General features: G+C 69.0%; 14 protein-coding genes. 7 read left to right on the top strand and 7 right to left on the bottom strand.

Going from position 1 to position 20,848, the window contains the following annotated elements; all coding sequences use genetic code 11:
• Window positions 1-1,313, bottom strand: a 1,313-nt coding sequence (locus tag AB0H88_RS50205; RefSeq protein WP_357657006.1) for a nitrate- and nitrite sensing domain-containing protein, incomplete at its 3' end; no start/stop codon positions are given.
• Window positions 1,314-1,888: 575 nt separating this feature from the next.
• Between AB0H88_RS50205 and AB0H88_RS50200 the strand changes: the two genes are divergently transcribed.
• The 4 genes from AB0H88_RS50200 to AB0H88_RS50185 all read left to right on the top strand — a co-directional run bounded on the left by AB0H88_RS50200 (window position 1,889) and on the right by AB0H88_RS50185 (window position 5,471).
• A complete protein-coding gene (locus AB0H88_RS50200) occupies window positions 1,889-2,875 on the top strand; it encodes an ABC transporter substrate-binding protein (RefSeq protein ID WP_357657004.1) in 987 nt (328 codons plus the stop codon).
• Window positions 2,872-3,645, top strand: a complete 774-nt coding sequence (locus AB0H88_RS50195; RefSeq protein WP_357657002.1) for an ABC transporter permease subunit — start codon at window positions 2,872-2,874, stop codon at window positions 3,643-3,645. The genes AB0H88_RS50200 and AB0H88_RS50195 overlap by 4 nt, the downstream gene beginning before the upstream one ends.
• Window positions 3,642-4,421, top strand: coding sequence for an ABC transporter permease (locus AB0H88_RS50190; RefSeq protein WP_357657000.1), 780 nt, complete (start codon window positions 3,642-3,644; stop codon window positions 4,419-4,421). The genes AB0H88_RS50195 and AB0H88_RS50190 overlap by 4 nt, the downstream gene beginning before the upstream one ends.
• Before the next feature lie 114 nt (window positions 4,422-4,535).
• Window positions 4,536-5,471, top strand: a complete 936-nt coding sequence (locus tag AB0H88_RS50185) for a methyltransferase (protein ID WP_357656999.1) — start codon at window positions 4,536-4,538, stop codon at window positions 5,469-5,471.
• Window positions 5,472-5,546: 75 nt separating this feature from the next.
• On the opposite strand, the gene AB0H88_RS50180 is transcribed toward AB0H88_RS50185, so the two are convergent.
• The 3 genes from AB0H88_RS50180 to AB0H88_RS50170 form a co-directional block, all read right to left on the bottom strand.
• Window positions 5,547-8,888 (bottom strand): S8 family serine peptidase, encoded by a 3,342-nt coding sequence (locus AB0H88_RS50180; protein ID WP_357656998.1) that lies wholly within the window; start codon window positions 8,886-8,888, stop codon window positions 5,547-5,549.
• Window positions 8,889-9,108: 220 nt separating this feature from the next.
• Window positions 9,109-9,825, bottom strand: a complete 717-nt coding sequence (locus AB0H88_RS50175; protein WP_357656996.1) for a TIGR03943 family protein — start codon at window positions 9,823-9,825, stop codon at window positions 9,109-9,111.
• The gene (locus tag AB0H88_RS50170; protein WP_357656993.1) at window positions 9,822-10,847 is read right to left on the bottom strand and encodes a permease; all 1,026 of its coding nucleotides are present in this window, start codon (window positions 10,845-10,847) and stop codon (window positions 9,822-9,824) included. Before AB0H88_RS50170 ends, AB0H88_RS50175 begins: the two co-directional genes overlap by 4 nt.
• Window positions 10,848-11,129: 282 nt before the next feature.
• On the opposite strand from AB0H88_RS50170, the gene AB0H88_RS50165 reads away from it, so the two are divergent.
• Both AB0H88_RS50165 and AB0H88_RS50160 read left to right on the top strand, forming a co-directional pair.
• Window positions 11,130-12,092: an aldo/keto reductase gene (locus AB0H88_RS50165; protein WP_357656992.1), complete on the top strand. Its 963-nt coding sequence runs from the start codon at window positions 11,130-11,132 to the stop codon at window positions 12,090-12,092.
• Window positions 12,093-12,254: 162 nt separating this feature from the next.
• The gene (locus tag AB0H88_RS50160; protein ID WP_357656990.1) at window positions 12,255-13,991 is read left to right on the top strand and encodes a sigma-70 family RNA polymerase sigma factor; all 1,737 of its coding nucleotides are present in this window, start codon (window positions 12,255-12,257) and stop codon (window positions 13,989-13,991) included.
• Between the two features lie 490 nt (window positions 13,992-14,481).
• Here AB0H88_RS50160 and AB0H88_RS50155 read toward each other — a convergent pair whose 3' ends face one another.
• From AB0H88_RS50155 to AB0H88_RS50145, 3 genes are all read right to left on the bottom strand, one after another.
• The gene (locus AB0H88_RS50155; protein WP_357656988.1) at window positions 14,482-17,388 is read right to left on the bottom strand and encodes a BTAD domain-containing putative transcriptional regulator; all 2,907 of its coding nucleotides are present in this window, start codon (window positions 17,386-17,388) and stop codon (window positions 14,482-14,484) included.
• Between the two features lie 326 nt (window positions 17,389-17,714).
• Window positions 17,715-18,056, bottom strand: coding sequence for a hypothetical protein (locus tag AB0H88_RS50150; protein WP_357656985.1), 342 nt, complete (start codon window positions 18,054-18,056; stop codon window positions 17,715-17,717).
• Window positions 18,057-18,069: 13 nt separating this feature from the next.
• A complete protein-coding gene (locus tag AB0H88_RS50145; protein WP_357656984.1) occupies window positions 18,070-19,788 on the bottom strand; it encodes a hypothetical protein in 1,719 nt (572 codons plus the stop codon).
• A 236-nt stretch (window positions 19,789-20,024) separates the two neighbouring features.
• On the opposite strand from AB0H88_RS50145, the gene AB0H88_RS50140 reads away from it, so the two are divergent.
• A complete protein-coding gene (locus tag AB0H88_RS50140) occupies window positions 20,025-20,843 on the top strand; it encodes a hypothetical protein (RefSeq protein ID WP_357656982.1) in 819 nt (272 codons plus the stop codon).
• Window positions 20,844-20,848: the final 5 nt, after the last annotated feature.

The following is a 20,848-nucleotide window of genomic DNA, read 5'->3' as shown; positions in this document are numbered from 1 at the left end:
TCGAGCTTGAACAGGTTCGCCAGCCGGCTCTCGTCCTGCTCGCCCTGCTCCAGCCCGTCGATGAGAGTGATCTGCCGCTCGACCAGCGTCTGGCTCCTGCGCGAGAGGTTGACGAACATCGCGTTGACGTTGCTACGGAGCCGAGACTCCTCGCCCGCCAGCCGGACGGCTTCACGGTGCACCTCGTCGAACGCCCGCGCCACCTCCCCGATCTCGTCCTTCGACGAGATGGCGATCGGCGGCACCTGTACATCGTCCGCGCTGACCTCGCTGGCGCGCAGCTGCCGCACGAGCTCGGGCAGCGTCTGGCCGGCGACCTTGAGCGCGTCTCCGCGCAACCGCCTGAGCGGCCGGACGAGCGAGCGGGCCATGACGGCGGTGACGGCGAGGACCAGGATGATCAGGGTGATGACGAGGGCGATGTTGAGCCCGGCCACGTACTGGTCATTGCCCTGGACATCGGCACTGATGGTGGCGACCTGCTGCGACATCGCCTTCTGCACGGTGTGCGCGCTGTCGACGGTGTCGCTGATGGACTCGAACCAGCGGGCGACGTCGTCGGTCGTCGAGGTGTCGAGCCGCCGCAGGGACAGGCCCGTGTTGGTGAGGAACACGGCCCTGTTCATGTAGAACTCGCCCCGCCCGACCTTCACGCTGGCGACGGTGTTGTCAAAGAACTGCCGCTGGGCGAGGGTGGCCACGGTGCGGAACGAGGTGCGTTCGCTCTCACGCCTGGAGCGGGCATCGAGGAACGCCTTGTACTCGGGTTCTTCGAACGACCCCCTGACCAGCGCGATCATCAGCAGGCCCCGCAGCTTGGAGGTCTCCTCCTCATAGCGGGCGATGGCTCGCAGGGCGGCGGTCGTGGAGATGAGCTGTTCGTCTGTCGAGCCCTGCGTGACCTCGTCGTAGAGTTGCAGCATCTCGGCGATGGCCTCGGAATACTTCTCCATCGTCGGGAGCGGCGGCAGCTCTGTGCCGGACACGGTGGCTCGCAGCGAGTCGAGCTGGGTCAGCCTGGTGCGTACGGTGGCCAGCTTCCTGCGGCCGAGATCGGACAGCGAGTCCTCGGCCGTCGCGGCGGCCGCGTTCGTGCGCACCACGCTGGCGTTCACGTTTACCTGCTGGGCCGCGAGCTGCTCCTTCTCGGCCGATGCCCTGCCGGAGGCGACGAACTGCGCCGAGAGGTCACGTTCGAGGGCCATCTCGCGGGACAGCTCGCCGAGTTGCGCGACGAGGGAACTCACGTTGCTGATGTGCTGATACTGCTGTGCGCTGCTGATCGAGGTGGTGACGCGTAGTCCGCCCAGCATAACGGCCACGAGGGTGGGAATGGCGATGAGAGAAATGAGGCGGGTTCGCACCCGCCAATTTCGTAAGGCCATTGCGTTGCCGCGCGCGGGCACCGGCTCGGCTGACTTCTCGTGAGCTACTGATTGTCCCGGCAGAGCGGGGGCCCCGGCACGACCGTGTTTGGTCGTCGTTGTCCTCACTGGTGGCAACCTCTCGAGTGGCCTGCTGCAGGGAATTGGTCACACTGCCGAGTGATTGCAGGCAAGTTGGCGGCCAATTGGATCACGAACTTCAGCAGTTAGCCAACCCCCCGGAAGTTTCAACCGGTCCAGCGCGATAACTTTTTGTTGATGTTTTAAGCATGTTTTTAACTACAGTGCATACATCCGAAAAACTATGCCAATCCGGGCATAGAGCCATCAACGGTACTCTAAGTACATAGAGCCTCTATCTCCCCATATATTGTGTTTCATCGAAAAACTCGGATATACGTGGCATAGCGCTTCAGATTTGATCTTCCCTCCGCTACGCTTCACGCTCGGCGCTCCCGATGTCGGATCGCCAGACGCTGCTTCCCCTGGTAGGAGACCCCCCGATGACCCGCACACTGCGTTGTCGCGCCCTTTTTCTCGGCGCCGCAGTCGCTCTCACCCTTACCGCATGTGGTGGGAACAGCGACTCTCCTGGCGCGTCAGCCAACAGCAAGGGCTTGGAGAAGACCGTCATCAAGGTCGGCGCGCTGCCGATTCCCGACGCCGTGTCGCTCTATATCGCCAACGCCAAGGGCTTTTTCAAGGAAGAGGGCCTGACGGTCCAGCCCGTCACCATCACTGGCGGAGCGGCAGCGATTCCGCAGGTCAAGAGCGGCGCGCTGGACATCTCTCAAACCAACTACGCCTCGACCTTCCTGGCCGCCAGTAAGGGTGAGAAGCTCAAACTGGTCGCGGACGCGTACCAGGCCGGTCCGAACACCTTCAACATCATGGTGCCGAAGGATTCACCGATCAAAACGGTCGCCGACCTCAAGGGAAAGACCGTCCTGGTCAACAATCTCCGGAACATCGCCACCCTGGCTGTTACTACGCAACTGAAGGTGGCGGGCCTTACCGAGAACGACGTCAAGTTCGCCGAGAAGCCGTTCCCCGACATGGGCAACGCGATTACCAGCGGGCAGGCCGACGCCTGCTGGATCACCGAGCCGTTCATCACCGCCAACCAGAGCAAGCTGGGCTTCCGCAAGCTGGCCGACACCATGACGGGCGAGACCGAGGACCTGCCGATCGCGGGCTGGATGGCCACCGACGGGTGGGCGAAGAAGAACCAGAAGACGCTGGCCGCCTTCCAACGGGCGATCGCCAAGGCTCAGAGTCTCGCATCGAGTAACCGCAAGGAGATCGAAGCGATGCTGCCCACGTACACGAAGATCGACGCGAAGACCGCCTCGGTCATCACGCTGGGCACCTATCCGAGCGAGCTGAGCGCCACCCGACTGCAAAAAGTGGCCGATCTCATGCTCGACTACAAGTACCTCAGCAGTCCGTTCGACGTGAAGTCGATCATCGCGGCACCGTCGAGCGGATGACCCGTGCACGACTGCTCCGCGGCGTCGTGGGCGCCGCGGGCTTTCTTGCCGCCGGAGAGCTGGTCATCCGGTTCGGGCTGAGCCGTGAGCTGGTCTTCCCGCCGCCCTCGGCCATCCTGTACGAGGCGGTGCTCCTCTTGGCCGACCGAGACTTCCTGATGGGAGCGCTCACGACGCTCACGAACTGGGCGCTCGGCCTGCTGGTCGCGGTGGCGGTGGCCGTTCCGGCGGGCGTCCTGCTCGGCGCGCTGACCCCGATGGAGCGCGCCGTCCGGCCGCTGCTCGAGTTCCTGCGGCCCATCCCCTCTGTCGCGATCATTCCGCTGGCGATCCTGCTGATCCCGGTGGACGAGCTGATGAAGGTCTCCGTCATCGTCTACGCGTCGGTCTGGCCGATACTGATCAACACGTTGTACGGCATGCACGACGTCGACCCGCTGGCCAAGGACTCGCTGCGCAGCTTCGGATTCGGGAGGCTGGCCGTGCTCGGCAGGGTGAGCCTGCCCAGCGCCGCGCCCTTCGTCGCGACCGGCATCCGGATCGCCGCCGGGATCGCGCTGATCATCGCCGTCAGCGCCGAGCTGCTCGCCGGAGGCGTCGCGGGCCTGGGGGTCTTCGTGGTCCAGGCGGGAAGCGGGAACAGGACCGACCTCATCATGGCGGCCACGTTCTGGGCCGGCGCGTTCGGGCTGCTGTCCAACGTGGCGTTGCAGGCGGCGGAGCGCCGCCTGTTCCGCTGGCACCGGGTGCGGACGGGGGCGGTGTCGTGAAGTCGCTCGCCAGGTCCTGGGTGATCCTCGCCGTCATCGTCTTCTGGGAGCTCGTCGCGCGGCGGCTCGAGGACACGGACTTCCCGCCGCCCACGACGATCATCTCCCGCATGTACGAACTGTGGTTCTCCGGCCCGGCCGCACGACTGTTCCTCACGGACGACGCGTTGGCCAACATCCTGCCCAGCCTGGGACGCATGTTCTCCGGGTGGATCCTGGCCTCGCTCATCGGAGTGGTGCTGGGAGTGCTCCTGGGGCGCTCGCGGGTGGCGACCGACTATGTGAGCGCGCTGATCGAGTTCGGCCGCGCCATTCCGCCACCGTTGCTGCTGCCGTTGTTCATCGTGTTGTTCCAGACGGGCCTGCGGATACAGCTCGCCGTGATCGTGTCCGGTGTGATCTGGCCGGTGCTGCTCAACTCGATGGACGGGGCCAGGGCGGTGGACCGGACCTACACCGAGACCGCCACCGTCTTCGGGCTGTCGAGAGCGCAGCGCCTGGGCCGGATCGTCATCCCCGCCGCCTCACCCAAGATCTTCGCGGGCCTGCGGCTGAGCCTGTCGCTCGCGCTGATCCTCATGGTGATCTCCGAGGTGTTCGGCAGCACGGACGGCATCGGCTACCAGCTGCTGATGGCCCAGCGCAGCTTCGACACACCGGCGGTGTGGGCGACGATCGCTCTGCTGGGGATGCTCGGCTTCATCGTGAACGCGCTTTTCGTGGTGGCGGAGCGCCGGCTGCTGGTCTGGCACAGGCAGGCCACCCAGACACCATGACCTCTCTTGGCGCCTCTTGTCGTGGAACCTCTTAGGAAGGGACACATGCCACACTCCGACAGCCTCCTCTGGAGATCTGTTTCCGAAATTTCGCGATTCGCGGCTTTGCTGACCATGGCGGAACTGGGTGTCGCCGACCACTTGGCGGACGGGCCGCTCGACACCGAGGAACTGGCCGACAGGTGCGGGGCGCACGCCCCCTCGCTGCGCCGGGTCCTGCGTGAGCTGACGAGCATGGGGGTCGTCCGCACAGCCGGCGCCGACGGCTACGACCTGACCGACGCCGGCACCGTGCTCCGCTCCGACGTCCCCGGCTCGATCCGCTCCTCGATCCGCGCGCTCGGCGAGGAAGGCTTCTGGTACGCGATGGGCAAGCTGCCGGACACGGTGCGCGAGGGCAGCTCAGCATTTGTCGCAAAGTACGGGAAGTTGTACGAGCATCTGGCGAAAAACCCAGATGCGGGCCGCATATTCGACGACTACATGGCCACCAGGGCGATCACGTTCACGGACGGCCTGGTCAAGCTGTACGACTTCGCGGGCATCGAGACCATGGTGGACGTCGCCGGGGGCAGGGGCCACATCCTGGCCACGGTCCTGCACGCCAATCCGGGCATGCGCGGCATCCTCTTCGATCTCGACCAGGTGGCGGCCCGGGCCAGGGACCTGCTGGCCGCCGAGGGCCTGGCCGATCGGTACGAGGTCGTGGCCGGGGACTTCTTCACCTCGGTTCCGGCGGGCGCGGACGCCTACCTGCTGGCCAGCGTCCTGCACAACTGGGACGACAGCGACGCCCTGCGGATTCTGCGCAATGTCCGCCGCGTGATGAACCCCGGCGGGCGGGTGCTGGTGCTGGAGGTGGCACTGCCCGACGACGAGGCGCCGCATCTGGGCAAGGATCTCGACCTGCGCATGCTGGCCATCTTCAACGGCGGCCTTGAGCGCAGCCGGGAGGAGTACGCGACGCTGTTCGAGCAGGCCGACCTGGAGTTGGCGGCGGTCATCGAGCTGGGCGCGGGAGCGAGCCTCCTTGAGGCCAGGCCCGTCTGAGGCAGGCGTCCTGGGCGGATCGGCGGTCGTCACGGTGACGCCGCGGGCGGTCGAGCCGCCCGCGGCGTTACCAGGTCACTGGACGGTGATCTTGTCCACTTCGACGGTGACTCCCTTGACCTGCGGGGTCGAGGTGGCCGTCGTCACGTTGCCGACCCCCGGGCTGACTCCCTTGATCTTCATCGAGTAGGTCAGGGCACCGCCGGGCGCGCCGGGTGTGCTCGTGACCACGAGGTCCTGGGTGGGCGGCCCGGTGATCTGGTCGCCCGCCGTACCCTCATCGTTCTCCGCGCCCACGGTCAGCCCCGCGCCCGCGGGGGCGTCGCCCGGCAGGTTGGCGGGGTCGTAGGCGTAACTGATGTCCTCCACGCCGTTGAGCCCGATCCACTGCTGGAACACCTTGAGGTTGTTCGTGCCGAAGGTGTGGACCCGCCATTCCAGCACCAGCCAGCGGTTGACCCCGTCGGTCAGTGTCCCGGCGAAGACGCCGGGGGCGCCGGTGCCGTCTAGGTCGGTCCAGTAGGGGGCGAGCACGGCGTTCGGCCGCGCCGGGTCGGGCAGGGTCTGCGGGAGGGCGGCGATGTCGTCGGCGCCGTTGGTGCCGCCGGCGACGCTGTAGCCGTTGGAGACCACGCCGATCCTGGTGTAGGTCTTGCCGGCGAAGGTGAAGGCGGGCACCGTGAAGTTCAGCGCCTGCTCGTCCCCGATCGGCGTCGGGGTGATGCCGAAGCCGTCCAGCGGAAGATATCCGGCCGGCCCCTGGCCCGGTGCGATCGTCGGCTTGTCGGGCTGCCGGCCGGCCAGCGTCGCCTTGGCCGTCGCGATCTGGGTGCCGATCTTGGTGGCCCCGGTCACGCTGTTCAGCCGTAGGCGCGCGTCGAGCGTGCTCAGCGCGGTCACCTCCGCGCCGGCCAGGCTGTTGTTCCGCACGGTGACCGTGCAGGTGGACTCACCGGTGTTCCGCGGAATGGTGGCCGGCGCGCAGGTCTGGTCGACCGGCACGATGCCTTCCTGCCGGAAGAAGGCCACCGGCAGGTGCAGCGCACGCGAGCCGCCGACCTGCTTGAGGTTCACCTGGCCGAAGTACTGACCGTCGGGCAGGTCCGGCGCGGTGATGACCACCGTCAGCTTCGTGCTCTTGCCCGGTGCGACGGTGAAGCGCGCCGGCAGCACCGTGATGGCGGCGCCGCTGACGGTCGTGGCCGAGGCGGAGAACGTGAGCGACTTGCCGGTGGTGTTCGTGACCGTGCGCTTGGCGGTGATGAGGCCGGGCATGGTCGGCGCGTTCACCGAGGGCAGGTTGAGGTCGATCCGGTTGAGCGGATCGGTGGCCGAGGCGATGAAGTTGGCCGCGCTCTCGTCCAGGGTCAGTCCGGGATCACCGGCCTTGGTCAGGTCGATGCGCCCGCCGCCCATGTCGAACGGGTCCGCGGGGGTGACGCGGTCCTGCTTGGTGATCGCGGTCTTGGCCGTGGTCTCCAGAGCCGACTTCACCTGTCCCGGTGTCCAGGTCGGGTGCAGGGCGAACACGAGCGCGGCCGAGCCGGTCACGTGCGGTGCCGACATGGACGTGCCCTGGATGACCTGGTAGAGGTTGCCGGGCGGCCCTTCGAGCGGCGACTCGGGAGTCGGGGTCATGCCCGCCAGGATGTGCAGGCCGGGCCCGGTGACGTCCGGCTTGAGGAAGTCCCCGCCGGGTCCGCGCGAGGAGAAGTAGGTCATCACGTCGCCCTGCCAGCCGGCCTTGACCCCCTGGGTGAACGACGCCGTCGCGCCCGGATGCGCGGACAGGAAGCTCATGAGGACGTCGGTCTCGGGCTTGTCGACGTGCACCGACGGGACCCAGTGGGCGTCGGTGAAGACGTCGAACGGGAAGGCGTTGTAGAGGATCATCCCCGCGGCGCCGCCCTGCTTGACGTTGTAGCTCTTCAGCACCCGGTTCGGGCCCCGCTGGCAGGCGACGATCTTCCCGGTGAAGATCCCGGGCGGCGCCTGGGTGTCACACAGCGCGTTGGAGTACGGCGGAGCGGACGCGAGCACCACCGGCAGCGGAGAGGCGATTCCCGAGGTGACGGACGCGCCCTTGATCGTCGCCGTCGCGCCACCGCCGGACAGCGTGATCGTGGACTGGAACGTTCTGGTCTGCGTGGAGGCGGCCACCGTGGTCACCCAAGGGCTGCGGTGGTCGGTGGTGTTGGCGTCGGGCCCCGAGTTGCCCGCCGACGCCGAGACCAGCACGCCCGCCGCGTACGCGTCGAGGAAGGCCAGCTCGACCGGGTCGCTGTAGGGATCGGAGCCACCGGAGATCGAGAAGTTGATGACCCGGACGCCGTCCAGAATGGCACGTGCCACCGCCTGCGCCGAGTCGGACGGGAAGCAGCCCTCCGCGCCGCACACCTTGTAGACCGAGACCTCGGCGGCGGGCGCGATGCCGTGGATCGGGCCGCGGCTGATCCCCAGCGGGTTCGCGTCGGCCACCGGGCCGCCGGCCGACGTGGTGGCGGTGTGGGTGCCGTGCCCGTTGGAGTCACGGGCGCTGTCGGGGTAGACCTCGCCGCCGAAGACCGCGTTGTAGGTCTCCAGGAACGGCCGGCCGCCGATCAGCTTGTTGTTGCAGGTGAAGGGGTCATTGGCCGGGGTCAGCGGATTGTCGCCGAAGTCGCAGACCCGGGGCGTGCCGTCCTTGGTCGGACCCGGCGCGGGCAGGCCGGTCGGGGCGGCGAACTGGGGGTGCTCGGGCCAGGCGCCGGAGTCCAGCACACCCACGATCACGCCCTTGCCCGAGGAGTTGCTGCCGCCGAGCTGGTTGTAGATGGTGTCGGCGCCGATGAACTGCGGGCTGGAGTCGGTGAGGAGCCGCTGGGGCTTGTCCTCCTGTACGGCGACGGCGCCGGGCAGCTTCAACACCTCGGCCGCCTTGTCACCTGGGATCCGGAGCGCGATGCCGCCATAGACGGTCCTGACCCGCTGGCCCACCACAGCCCCCGGAACCTTGCCGGCCAGCTGGTCCAGGAACTCCTTCTCCACGCTCTCGATGTGCTTGCCGTACTTCTTGACCTCGGCGCTCCTGGTGTCGAGGGCCTTGCCGGTGACGGCGGGACTGGTGCCCGGCAGACCGAGCAGCCCGCCCCGATAGGCGGCGAGCGAGTCGTAGTCCAGCTTGACCATGATGTTGATCGGCGCCGGCGAGGTGGTCCGCAACAGCGCCTGGTCACTCTTGGCGAGCTTGCCCGTCGGGGACTTGGCGCCCTCGACGAGCTGGGCGCCGGTGACGGGGGTGGCCTGCCACTTCCCGTTCGCGGGAGAAGGCGTGGGGGTGGCCCGCGCCGCTGCCGGGCTCATCACCGCCACCATGCTCAGGCCGATGACCACCGACGCGAGCCGCCGCGCGCGGGACAAGCGGGGACTGGATAACACAAGTTCCTCCTCATCGAGGGGCCGCATGGACTCACCACGCGCCAAGGAGGCGTCAGGTCACCCCGCGTCGAGGCACACCGGAGAGATCACTGAACCCTCCCCGGTGGGTGACAAGCCGTATGAGCCGCCCCGTGGGGCGGCTCGGTATCGACCGGAGTGTAACCAGCGATCACGGGGCCGAGAACCCCACCGAGTTGCCATAATCCGGCGGGCAATTTGGCTATTCGTACGGCTCCGCCGGCTGATCGATCTTCGCCACGTCGGTGGCGGCCATGTCAGGGATCACGTAGCCGTTGGGGATCTTGCCCTTCCACGGGATCCATGAGCCGGTGACCTGTACCCAGGAGTTCTCCCTCGGAGCCGGTACGCCCCGGACCGCCACCTTCAAGGCGAGGGCGTCGGCGGCGCAGCAGCTGATCTGCATCCTGGTGACGTACCAGAGATTCTTCTTCTTCGACGGCACCACGAAGCCGGTCAGCTTGACCTGCCGGCCCGCGAGCGACGTGCCGGCGGGGTCGTAGGCGCGCCCGATGAACTCGCCGAGCGCCAGCTGGGGCACGCCGTCGGAGAGCTTCAGAAAGCCCGCGGGCGCGGGCGGGCGCGGCGCGGGCGCGTCGTCCTCGCCGCCTGCCGCGAACGAGCCCAGCGCGGGAGGTGCGATCAGCACGATGGTGAACACCGGCACGGCCAGCAGCCACGCCACCCGTGGCCCGTGGTCGTCCCCGTGATCGTGCCCATCACCCTGCCCGCCACCCTGCCCGCGCCACTGCCTGACGAGGGACACCAGAGCGAGGATCACCAGCACCACCCCGGCTCCGAGGAGTAAAGGCCGGAAACCCAGTTTGACGTAGTTGACGTACGTATTGGAGAAGGCGGAGATGTTCAGCAGTGCCCCGCCGAGGATCAGCAGCATCAGGCTCTGCGTCTGGCGTTTCACAGCAGGATCCATCCGGTGACGAAGCTGACGCCGATCGCCAGCGTCAGCGTGAGTGGCACGAAGCGCCAGGTGAAGGGCCGCCCGAACGTACCCGCCTGCAACGCGATCAGTTTCAGGTCGACCATCGGCCCCACCACCAGGAAGGCGAGCTTGGCCGTGGGCGAGAAGGCGGTCAGGGAGGCGGCCACGAACGCGTCGGCCTCCGAGCAGATCGACAACAGCACCGCCAGCAGCGCCAGCACCAGCACGGACACCACCGGAATCCCGGCCACGGAGGTGAGCCACGAGCGGGGGACCACCACGTTGAGCGTCGCCGCGGTCAGCCCGCCGATGACCAGGAACCCACCGGTATGCAGCAGGTCGTGGCACATCGCGTCCACGAACGCGCCCCACTTGCCGTGCCCGGGCGCCGCAGTACGGCGGGGCACCGGCAGCCACTCGCTACGCCCGAACCGGGCCCAGATCCAGCCGGCCAGCACGGCCACGGTCAGCGAGGCGCCGAACCGCGCGACCACCATCGCAGGGTCGCCGGGAAAGGCCACCGCGGTGGCCACCAGCACGACCGGGTTGATCGCCGGCGAGGCGAGCAGGAACGCCAGCGCCGCGGCGGGCGCCACACCGCGCGCCATCAGCCCCGAGGCCACCGGCACCGAGGCGCATTCGCACCCGGGCAGCACCGCGCCCGCCACCCCGGCCACCGGCACCGCCGCGTAGGTCTGACGCGGCAGGGCCCTGGTCCAGAACGAGGCGGGCACGAACGCGGTGATGGCCGCCGACAACGCCACCCCGAACACCAGGAACGGCAGCGCCTGCACGCACACCGCCACGAAGATGGTGGCCCACGTCTGCAGCGCCGGCGCCGTCAGATACGGCGCCAGCAGAATCCGGCCGGCCACGAGGAGCGCGATCAGGAAGACGAACGACCACGGCAGCCATGACTCGCGGTCGGGCCTGCGCCCCCACGTGTCCGGCGGTAGTTGATCCTGTGTCCCGGGCCAATCCAGCTGGGTCCCGTGTGTCATCGCCCTCCCTGCCCCAACGCTTTGTCCTGATGACACGCGGCAGCAGGGTAGCGGGTTCTCTTCCGTCTTGCGCTGTATGGCCAGCCGGTAGACCGCGATTGCAGCCACCTGGAAGCCCATCCGGGCGTCACCCGCAATGCCCGGCGGCCGCTCGCACGCGAGGCTTGACGGTATGACCGCCGCACGGCGACGAAGGACCGAGTCTCTCCCTTCGTGACCGCCGACGGCGAGCTGGTTGAACAGACGAACGGTGCCGGACGGGCGAAGAGAGAGGACAGCAGCATGCGACAGGTTCGGCTGGGACAGACCGGTCTGCGGGTCTCGGTGATCGGCCTCGGGACCTGGGCCTTCGGCGGCGACTGGGGCGCCGTCGACCTCCGGGAAAGCGAACACGCCATCCATCACGCCCTGGACCTGGGCGTCAACCTCTTCGACACCGCACACGGGTACGGCTTCGGCGTCGCCGAGCGCCTCCTGGGCAAGGCTCTGCGGTCCCGCCGCGAGGAGGTGGTCATCGTCACCAAGGGCGGGCTCCGCCAGGAGGGCGACCGCCTGCTGCGCGACGCCGGCGGACGGTGGCTGCGCGAGAGCGTCGAGGAGAGCCTGCGTAACCTCGGAACCGACTACATCGACCTCTACCAGGTGCACTGGCCCGATCAGCACACCCCACCCGAGGAGACCGCCGGGGTGCTTGCGGAACTGGTCGGGGAGGGCAAGATCCGCCACATCGGGGTGTCGAACTACGACGCCGCGCAGATGGAGGCGCTGGCACGGTTCGGGCGGGTGGAGGCGCTGCAGCCGCCGTACCACCTGTTCCGCAGGGACATCGAGGACACCGTCCTGCCCTATGCCGCCGCGCACGACATCGGCGTGCTCGTGTACGGGCCACTGGCCCACGGGCTGCTGTCCGGCCGGTTGACCGAGTTCACCACCTTCGACGCCGACGACTGGCGCGCCAAGAGCCCCGACTTCACCGGTGAGGCCTTCAGCAAGAACCTCGCCGTGGTGCGGCGGCTGGAGGAGGCGGCGCGGGAGCGGGGCATCGGCCTGCCGCAGCTTTCGGTCGCCTGGACGCTGGCCAATCCCGCCGTCCACGTCGCCATCGTGGGCGCACGCCGACCTGCCCAACTGGACGGGACCACCCCGGCGGCCGACATCCAATTCTCCGAGGCCGACCTGCGCACGATCGACGCGATCCTGGCGCGGGCCGTGCCGGTGTGGGGCCCCTATCCAGAGGGCACCTGACGGATTGGCGCGACACGCCCGGTGGCCGGGAGCCTTCAGCGACACATCATCCGTGATGACCACATAAGCGACAAACTGGAACAATCACTGTTTTGTGTTATTTCAGTGGTGGTGTTCCCGTCTCCTGGTCGGAGCATCGGAGGCTCTGGATCGGGGTGATGGATGTACGCGCGGTCGACGTACGAGGTCGAAACGGTGCTGGCCGCCGGGGCGGGCGATCACGCAGCGGTCGACGAGCTGGTCAGGAGCCATCTGCGGCTCGTGTACAACATCGCCGGTCGTGCCATGAACGGCCACCCGGACGTGGACGACGTCGTGCAGGAGACGATGGCCAGAGTCGTGACCGGGGTGTCCGGGCTGCGCGACCCCGGGAGCTTCCGATCCTGGCTGGTCGCCATCACCATGAACCAGGTGCGGGATTGGCGGCGAGCCACCGCCACCACTACCGCCGCCCTCGATGAGGCGCTGGGCATGGCCGACGCCGGTGCCGACTTCGCGGGGCTCACCGTGACCCGGCTCGGCCTGTCCGGGCAGCGCAAGGAGACCGCGCAGGCCGGCCGCTGGCTCGACGACGACGACCGCGAGGTGCTCGCGCTGTGGTGGCTGGAGGTCGCGGACGAGCTCACCCGGGCGGAGCTGGCCGCCGGAATGGAGCTGAGCGAGAAACACGCGGCCGTCCGCGTGCAGCGGGTCAAGCGGCGGCTGGAGTCGGCCCGCGCGGTGGTGCGTGCGCTCGCGGCCCAGCCCCGCTGCGCCGGACTGGCGTACGTGGCCGACGGCTGGAACGGTACGCCGTCGCCCCTGTGGCGCAAGCGCCTGTCGCGGCACGTACGGGAATGCCAGACCTGTACCGATCAGCTGTCGGACCTGATTCCGGCCGACCGGCTGCTGGCGGGGCTGGGCCTGGTGGCCATTCCGGCGGGCGTCGCGGTGGGGCTGCTGGAGGCGGCGCGGACGGCCGCCGTACCGGCGCTGAAGGGTGGCCTGATCGCCAAGGGCAAGGTGGCGGCCGGTGCGGTGGGTTCGTCGCTGGCCGTCAAGCCCGTCGCGATCGCCGCCGTCAGCACCGCGCTGATCGCCGGCGGCGCCGTGGTCGTCCAGAACCTCCGGCCCGAGCCGCCGTCCGGTCGGGCCGCACCGGTGATCGCCACCTCCGCGCCCGCGTCCTCCCCGCGCTCGACCCGCCCCTCGCCGAAGCCGAAGCCGACAGCGACGCCTACGCCGACGAAGAGCCGTCCGGTCAGCCCGTACGGGCGCACCGTCGACACGGCGGACCAGGCGCCGCCCAGGAACCGGCGCCCCGCCCCGCTGCCCCGGCGCGCCGCCGGCACGCTGGCCATCGGCGGGAAGCACGGCTACTCCAGGTACGGCGGTGCCCCGCAGATGACGCACCGGGGCGACTACATCACCATCACCGGCAAGGGCTACCTCGAAGTGCGGTGGGGCATCCTCTACCGCAGCCGGATCGGCGACTTCCAGCCCGCCACCTGGACCGGGCTGAAGGGCAAGCTGTTCCACGTCGCCTCCGGCGGCGGGCGGCGGATGGACGACGAGCAGGCGCCGGGCGTCACCTGGATGGGCGCCCCGGAGGTCGGCTTCGTCCGGCTGCCCCGCGGTCAGCAGCAGATGTGGCAGAACGAGTTCTACTACCTGGACGGCCGGGTCACCATCCACAACAACGAGAGCGGCACGGACATCGACCTCAGCGTGGCGCCCAGGACCTGGAGTGAGGTCTGGAGGGACCTCTCCACCGGGCTCGACGCCGCCAAGGGGATCATCCGCTACGGCCTGACCCGCGACACCGGCGACGACCGCGCCCCCGTCCCGCAGTACCTCACCAGGGCGCGGCCCGCCGATCCCGCGAAGGTGCCCCAGCGCAGCCGGATCTCGGCCTCCTGAACGTACGACCACCTCGGCTTCGGCACGCTGACCTTCACCCGGGCCACGGGCGGGGGCGGGGGCGGGCCGCTGCCGACGGGTGTCTCGCGGGCCTTCCAGTCGGTCAACCACCCGAAGGCGTACATCCAGGCCGCGGGCGCCGTGGGCCGCATCGGGGCGCCCGCGCTCGCGCTGCGCGTCGTGCCCGGCCTGTCCGACACCAAGGGATACTCCTTCGTCGACTCCGAGGGCCGATACCTGCGGCACAAGGACTTCCTGGCCACCGCGACGACGCCCTCCGCCTGGACAAGGCAGAGGACACGACGCTGTTCCGCGGCGACAGCTCCTTCAAGCCGGCCGCCTGACCTGGCGACGGCTCCGTCAACCCGATCGCCTGACCCGAGAGCGCCTGGGCGGCGGCGTGAGCGCGCCGCCCGGGTCCTTTCCTTTGCCTGAGTCGCACGTGTCGGTGCCGCCGCGATCCGTACTGAGCCGGTGGAGCTCTCAGGACTCAGCGGGATGAGGAGAAGACGCGGGATGAGGAGGTGATGTCTGATAGCCAGGCTTTCTCCGGTTCGAGCATGGATTCCGTGGAGAAGCCGGTGTCCGCCTCCACCTCGGCGATGCTGGCGCGCACCTGTGCCGCCTGGCTGTCGGCCAGGTGGTCGAAGATGGTCAGGGACCTCCGCCAGGTCTCGACTGCCAGCACCGGGCAGCCGGTCGCCGCCAGGGCCTGGCCGAGGATGTGCAGGGCGCGGGCCTCGGTGTTGCAGTCGCCGATCTCACGGCTGCGGTCGAGCGAACGGAAGCACCAGCGGATCGTCTCCTCGTGGTCGCCCAGGGCGGCGTACGTGACGCACATGTCGGTCAGCGCGATGCCCTCGCCCCAGAGATTGTCGATCGCGCGGAAGGCGGCGAGTGCGGACAGATGGTGCTGGAGCGCCGTACGCGGCTGGCCGAGAGCGAGCAGCGCCCGGCCGAGCCCGGCCGAGGCGATGGCCTGCCCCCAGTGGTAGCCGAGGTCGGTGAAGATGGCCAGCGCCTGCCGGTGGCACACGACGGCCGCCTCCGGCGCGTCCAGGTCCCGGTGCACCAGGCCGAGCGTGTTCAGCGCGTTGCCCTGGCCCCAGCGGTCACCGAGGTCACGCTGGAGCGCCAGCGCGATCTCGGCGTGCGGGAGCGCGTCCTTGAACTGCCGGTGGTCCCAGTGAGCCAGCGCGAGGCTGGTGCGGATCGTGGCTTCGGCCTGCGCGTCGCCCAGCAGCAGCGCGGCCTCCAGGCCGATCTCGTTGCTGGAGATCCAGGAGTCCCAGTGCTTGCGCAGGTTGAAGAAGCTCCACAGCGCGCACGGCAGCTGCCATGCCACGCCGTACTGGCCGAGCGTGAAGGCCCGCCGTACGGCGGCCATGAGGTTGGCGTGCTCGGTCTGAAGCCAGCACAGCGCGGCGTCGTAGCCGGAGAAGGTGTACGGCTCGCACGACGGTTCGAGCGGCGGGAGCGGGAGGCCCTGATGCTGGGGATTGAGCACCTGGTCGGCCTGGTCGACGGTGTGGAGATACCACGACAGCAGGCGCTTGACCGCGGCCAGCCGGTCGGCGCCGGACTCCTCGGCCTCGACCCGTTCGCCGGCGTAGACGCGCATCAGGTCGTGCATGCGATACCGCTCGCCGCCGCCCGTCTCCAGCAGGCACCGGTCGGTCAGGATCTCGGCCAGCCGCCGTGCCTCGGCGGGCGGGACCCCGATCAGCGCCGCGGCGGCGCCGACCCCGAACTCCGTCCCGCTGTGCAGGCCGAGCAGCCGGAACGCCCGCGCGGCCCGCGGGTCGAGCGCCTGGTACGACCACGAGAACACCGCCCGCAGGCTCATCTGCGGATCGTCGTCCACGTCGAGCAGGTCGAGGCGGGACCGCTCGTCGCGCAACTGGGCGACCAGGTCCGCCAGTCGCGCGCCGGACCGCCGGGTCACGTGCTCGGCGCTGATCGCCAGCGCCAGCGGAAGGTGGGCGCACAGCCGGGCCAGCTCGGCCGCGGCCTCGGCCTCGGCGGACACGCGCCCGGCACCGAGGATCTTGCCCAGGAGCGTGTGCGACTCCGCCTCAGGCAGCCTGCGCAGGAAGACGTGCCGCGCGTCATCGTGGACGGCCAGCCCGGCCAGGCGGGTACGGCTGGTCACCAGCACCAGACAGTCCGACCCGGGGAGCAGGGGCCGGACCTGGGCGGTGTCGCGGGCATTGTCCAGCAGCACCAGGACCCGGCGCCCGGCCAGCGTGCTGCGCAGCAGCGCGGAGCGGGCCTCGATCGCCGTGGGGATCTGGTCGGCGGGCACGTTCAGGGACCGCAGCATCATCTCCAGGGCGGTGGCGGGCGCCATCGGCTCACCGGGGCCGAACCCGCGCAGGTCGATGTGCAGCTGCCCGTCGGGGAAGCGCTCCCGCACCTGGTGAGCCCAGTGCACGGCCAGCGCGGTCTTGCCGACCCCGCCCGCGCCACCGATCGCCGCGATGACGATGGGCCGGTGCTCCCCCTCCTCCGGAAGTAAGTCGTACAGCTTCGCCAGGTCCGCGTGGCGGCCGGTGAACCGGGCCAGGCCGGACGGCAGCTGGCGCGGCACCGAGGCCGGGGGAGGGGTATCGGGCTCGGCGGACGTCGTCGTCAGGGGAATGCCGTTCAGCACCGCCTGCTGGAGACGCCGCAGCTCACTGCCGGGATCGATGCCGAGCTCCTCGCGCAGCAGGGCGGCGACGTGGCGGTAGACCTCGAGCGCTTCGGCCCGGCGCTCGGCGAGATGGAGGGCCAGCACCAGTTGTTCCCACAGCCGCTCGCGCAGCGGGTGCTCGGCGGTGGCGGCCTTGAGGTCCGCGATGATCTCCTCGTGGCGGCCGGCCCGCAGCTCGAGGTCGAACCAGCGCTCCAGCAGCCGCATCCGCTCCTCTCCCAGCCGGGGCACCTCGTCGCGGTGCAGCGACTCCGACGCCACGTCGACCAGCACCGGGCCCCGCCACAACCCGAGCGCCTCGCGCAGCAGGCCGGACTCTCCCGGCTGGTCGCCCGCCCCGGCCGCCCGCGTCGCCTGCCCGGCGAGCTCGCGGAACCGCTCGACGTCGAGGGTGTCGGCGTCGGCCCACAGGACGTACCCCGCCCCCTTGGTCTCGATCAGCGGCCGTCCGCCGGCGCCGTCGTCCAGCGCCCGGCGCAGCCTGGTCATCTGGGTGTGCAGGGCCGCGCGCGCCTGCTTGGGCGCGTCGTCGCCCCACACGTACTCGATGAGTTTGTCGGGCGATACGCGGTGGTTGGCGTTCACCAGCAGGGTCGCCAGCGCGATGCGCTGCTTGGCCGCCGAGAGCCGCACCGGCCGGCCGCCCCGAGTTATCTCCAGTGGTCCCAGCACACTGAACCGGATCCCCGTACCCGTTTCCATCCGTGGACCTTTCCGCGATCTCCCGACGGTGTGCGCGCCATCCCCCAATGACCCGATCACCTGTTCGCACTCTCCACCATGCAGCAAGGAAGGACGGTTTCCGCGCGTACCGGAATACATCCTGCCCGGAGTGCTACTTCGTAGCCATCCTTAATACGGCCGCCCCTCGCTGGGACGACAGGTTGCCGAAAGGATGACGTCAGCTTTTTGACAGCGCCGCTGTTTACCGTGATGACGACAAGGAGTCAGGAATTTCACGTAGGCGAGGGGGGAGAAACATGCGGAAAAGACATTTCGGGGTGGCTACGGTGTCGTGGTCAACCGCACTAGGAGCACAGGTCGCGGATCTTGCCGATGACCTCGACGATGACCGACACCTCGGCCGCCCTGAGCGAGAGCCGCTTCAGGGCGTCGAGGATGCGCGACCTATCCGGCTCGGTCTCGGCCAGCTCCTGCCGGACGTCGGCCGCGTCCCGGCGCGCCTTGCCCGGCTCATCCACGTTCGACTCGTGCTCGCCGAGCAGCTGCTCCAGCTGGTCCAGGAGCTGCTCGGCCGTACCGGACGCCGGCGAGCCGAGGTTGTTGACGGTGGCGCGGGCGTGCGCGCCCATCGCGATGGGGCCGTTGACCTGGCCACCGGTGATGTGCACGCCGTATTCCGTTCCCATGGGAACCTCCCTGCTAGTCACGGGCCTGGCCGTAGTTCGCCGACGCGTGCTCGCCGAAGGCGATCGGGCCGTTGATCGTGCCGCCCGGGCCCATCGACAACGAGTACGAGGTCACACTGGCCGCCTGCAGCCGGTAGGCGCCGGTCTCCACCTTCCGCTCCTCCAGGAAGTCGAGGACCGCCTCGGTGAGCCGCTGCTCGATCATCTTGATGTACTTCCCGACGTCGAGCACCTGGATGTGGGTCTGGAGGCGCTCGCTGGCGCCCAGCTCGCGGACGCTGAAGCGGGCACCGTACGGATAGACGATGTGGTCGCGGGGGTTCGGCGTCATCGAGCTCTGCCGTACGCTCTGCACGATCGTCCGGACGACCCGGACCGGAGCGGCCAGCACGTCGCGCAGCAGCTGGAGCTTCAGGACCTTGACCGCCTCCCAGGTGATCCGCCCGCTGGTCATGGCCGGGAGGCTGTCGACCACGTGATAGAGGTCGTGGGCCGGCGGGAGCACGGTAACCACGAACTGCGTGTAGAGCATTCGGCCTTCGACGGCGAGGTAGATGAACGCGGATGTCAGCGCCTCCTGGTCCTCGGCCGGCGCGACCAGGTTGCCGTTGAGGTCGCGGATCTCCTGGCCGGCGTTGTTGATCGTGACCCGCTGGTAATAGCGGACGCCGCCCTGCGGATGGCGGGCGATCGCCGCGATCTCCTCGGGGGTGGCCTGGTAGCGGGGCAGGCCGTTCCTGTCGATCATCGGATGCGGCCCGGTCGCGCGGTCGCGCTGCCCATCGGCGACGGTGAAGATCCCGCGCGTCACCACGTGATCTCCGATGTCGAGCCGCTGGATGCCCTCGTTGGGCCGGAGTACGCGGTCCCGCATCTCGATGAGGCGGCCGCGGACGAAGCCGTGCAACTCCACCGGGTCGATGTCGACGGGGTCCGCCCGCCGCGACGGCCGGTGGTTCTCGCGTACGCGGTCGAGTTCGACGGCGATGGACCAGCTCCGCTGGATCGTCCCGGCGCCGAGGAAGGCGTCCTCGTTCGCGTACATGGTGATGTTTCCCCACTGGGCGCCGCGGATGTAGTCGAGGCGGCGGGCCAGTTTGGGGTGCGTGGTTCTGAGGATGGGTTCCGGTGCGCCCGGCTTGAGGCCGCCGACGAGAGTCAGGTAGATCGCGATCCGGTACACGAGCGCGACGCCGAGCGTGATGGCCGGAACCATGAGCGCTTGCAGCAGGGAGCCGGTGCTGTCGCTCACGATATCCGGAGCAGCAGGCTCAATTCCGTATATATCGGGAAATGACGAGCGGCGTGAGGTGGGCAAGCCCGTCGCCGCGGCGAAGAGCGCGGAGAAGAGTGCGGTGAAGATCGCCAGAAAGACCAGCGAGAAGGCCGAGTAGCCGGCCCAGAGCCAGATCATCGCCCGCAGGAACAGCGGCCCGCGCCGGATCCCGTCCACGGTGAGAAGGGCGAATGGGATGAGGGTCGTCACCCATGCGAATGTGCTCAAAGGGGCGACAAAACAGCCGATGGCGAAAAATCCGGTGATCAGGGCGTCGCGGACCACGAGCATCGTCCGGGATCGCCGGCAGTGATAGATCACCGGCATCAGGTCGAACCCCCCATAAGAGGGAGGGATCGCCCGATACTGGTCGAACAGCAGCTCAGCCAGAACTTTGTCGCGGAAGCCGCTATCCAGGTAGGCGGCGGCGCAGAGGTAGCGCGTCACATTGCCCATGCGAGACGTTTTCCCATTCGACGTCCGCGTGTGCAGGGAATCCGTTCCGGAGCTGTCGAGCATCGTGGCCGCCTCCCGCTCATTCGTGCGTGGCGGTGAGCCTATAGTGGGCGAATATCTCAAGAGTGGCTCGTTATCAAATAGTCTTCTTTCGGTAATGCGGGCGGCCGTCGACCAAGCGAATCAGAAATAAAGCATTTGTCCTAGTTTTTCGTGATTGATTAGGGAGAGGTGCATTGGTGGATGAATCGGGCTCCGGCCGCCTTTGTGGGCGATGCGGGGCCGACGCCGGGAACCTCGACCGGTGCCCGAGGTGTGGAGCGGCCCTCGCGGAGCCACCGGCGCAGGCGGGCGATGGGGACTGGGACCCCTGGGATCGGCCGCGCCCCTGGACGTCGCTGGTCTTCCTCGGCTTGATCCTGCCGGCGCTCGCCCTCGCGCTGGTCTGGTGGATCGCCTCCGGCCTCCCCTTGCCCTCCGGTGAAGGAGACACCCAGGCGCGGCAGGACGAGGCGCCCGTGCTCGCCGACGCCACCGGCGTGACCTCATCACCGCCAACCGACACCGGATCGCCGCCAGCCGACACCGGATCACCGGCGACCGGCACCGGCCAGGCCGCCCGGCAGGCCGCCGGTCTGGACGATCTGCTGACCAACAGCCACTCGACCCGCGCCAGCCTGTCGGGGGCCATCGCCCGCGCGAGCAAATGCGAGCGGGCCGGCATGAACGCCATCCAGAAGATCACCGTCAACCGGCGCGACCAGCTGACCATGGCCCAGGCACTCGACCTGACCGCCCTGCCGGAAGGACCCGCGCTCAAGGCGTCCCTCGTCGCGGCGCTCGACGCCTCCTACTCCGCCGACGCCGCCTTCCTCACCTGGGCCCGGCGCCACCTGGCGAAGGGCTGCACCGGACCCATCGTCCGGGATCCCGACTACCGCCGCGGCCTCGACAAATCCGGCGACGCCCAGACGGCGAAGGCCCGATTCGTCGAGGCGTGGCGTCCCATCGCGGAAACCTACGGCCTGACCCACTGGAAGGCCGACGACATCTGAAGGCG

Source organism: Nonomuraea sp. NPDC050680 (genome assembly GCF_040654555.1).
In the GTDB taxonomy this organism is placed as follows: domain Bacteria; phylum Actinomycetota; class Actinomycetes; order Streptosporangiales; family Streptosporangiaceae; genus Nonomuraea.
Note: the sequence above shows the minus strand (reverse complement) of the source record. Positions and strands in the feature narration are given on the sequence as shown.

What these genes read in the sequence shown, in the direction of transcription:
- AB0H88_RS50200 (WP_357657004.1), top strand. Translation starts at nt 1,889, where the DNA reads ATGACCCGCACACTGCGTTGTCGCGCCCTTTTTCTCGGCGCCGCAGTC.
- AB0H88_RS50195 (WP_357657002.1), top strand. Translation starts at nt 2,872, where the DNA reads ATGACCCGTGCACGACTGCTCCGCGGCGTCGTGGGCGCCGCGGGCTTT.
- AB0H88_RS50185 (WP_357656999.1), top strand. Translation starts at nt 4,536, where the DNA reads ATGGCGGAACTGGGTGTCGCCGACCACTTGGCGGACGGGCCGCTCGAC.
- AB0H88_RS50170 (WP_357656993.1), bottom strand. Translation starts at nt 10,847, where the DNA reads ATGACACACGGGACCCAGCTGGATTGGCCCGGGACACAGGATCAACTA.
- AB0H88_RS50165 (WP_357656992.1), top strand. Translation starts at nt 11,130, where the DNA reads ATGCGACAGGTTCGGCTGGGACAGACCGGTCTGCGGGTCTCGGTGATC.
- AB0H88_RS50160 (WP_357656990.1), top strand. Translation starts at nt 12,255, where the DNA reads ATGTACGCGCGGTCGACGTACGAGGTCGAAACGGTGCTGGCCGCCGGG.
- AB0H88_RS50155 (WP_357656988.1), bottom strand. Translation starts at nt 17,388, where the DNA reads ATGGAAACGGGTACGGGGATCCGGTTCAGTGTGCTGGGACCACTGGAG.
- AB0H88_RS50150 (WP_357656985.1), bottom strand. Translation starts at nt 18,056, where the DNA reads ATGGGAACGGAATACGGCGTGCACATCACCGGTGGCCAGGTCAACGGC.
- AB0H88_RS50145 (WP_357656984.1), bottom strand. Translation starts at nt 19,788, where the DNA reads ATGGGCAATGTGACGCGCTACCTCTGCGCCGCCGCCTACCTGGATAGC.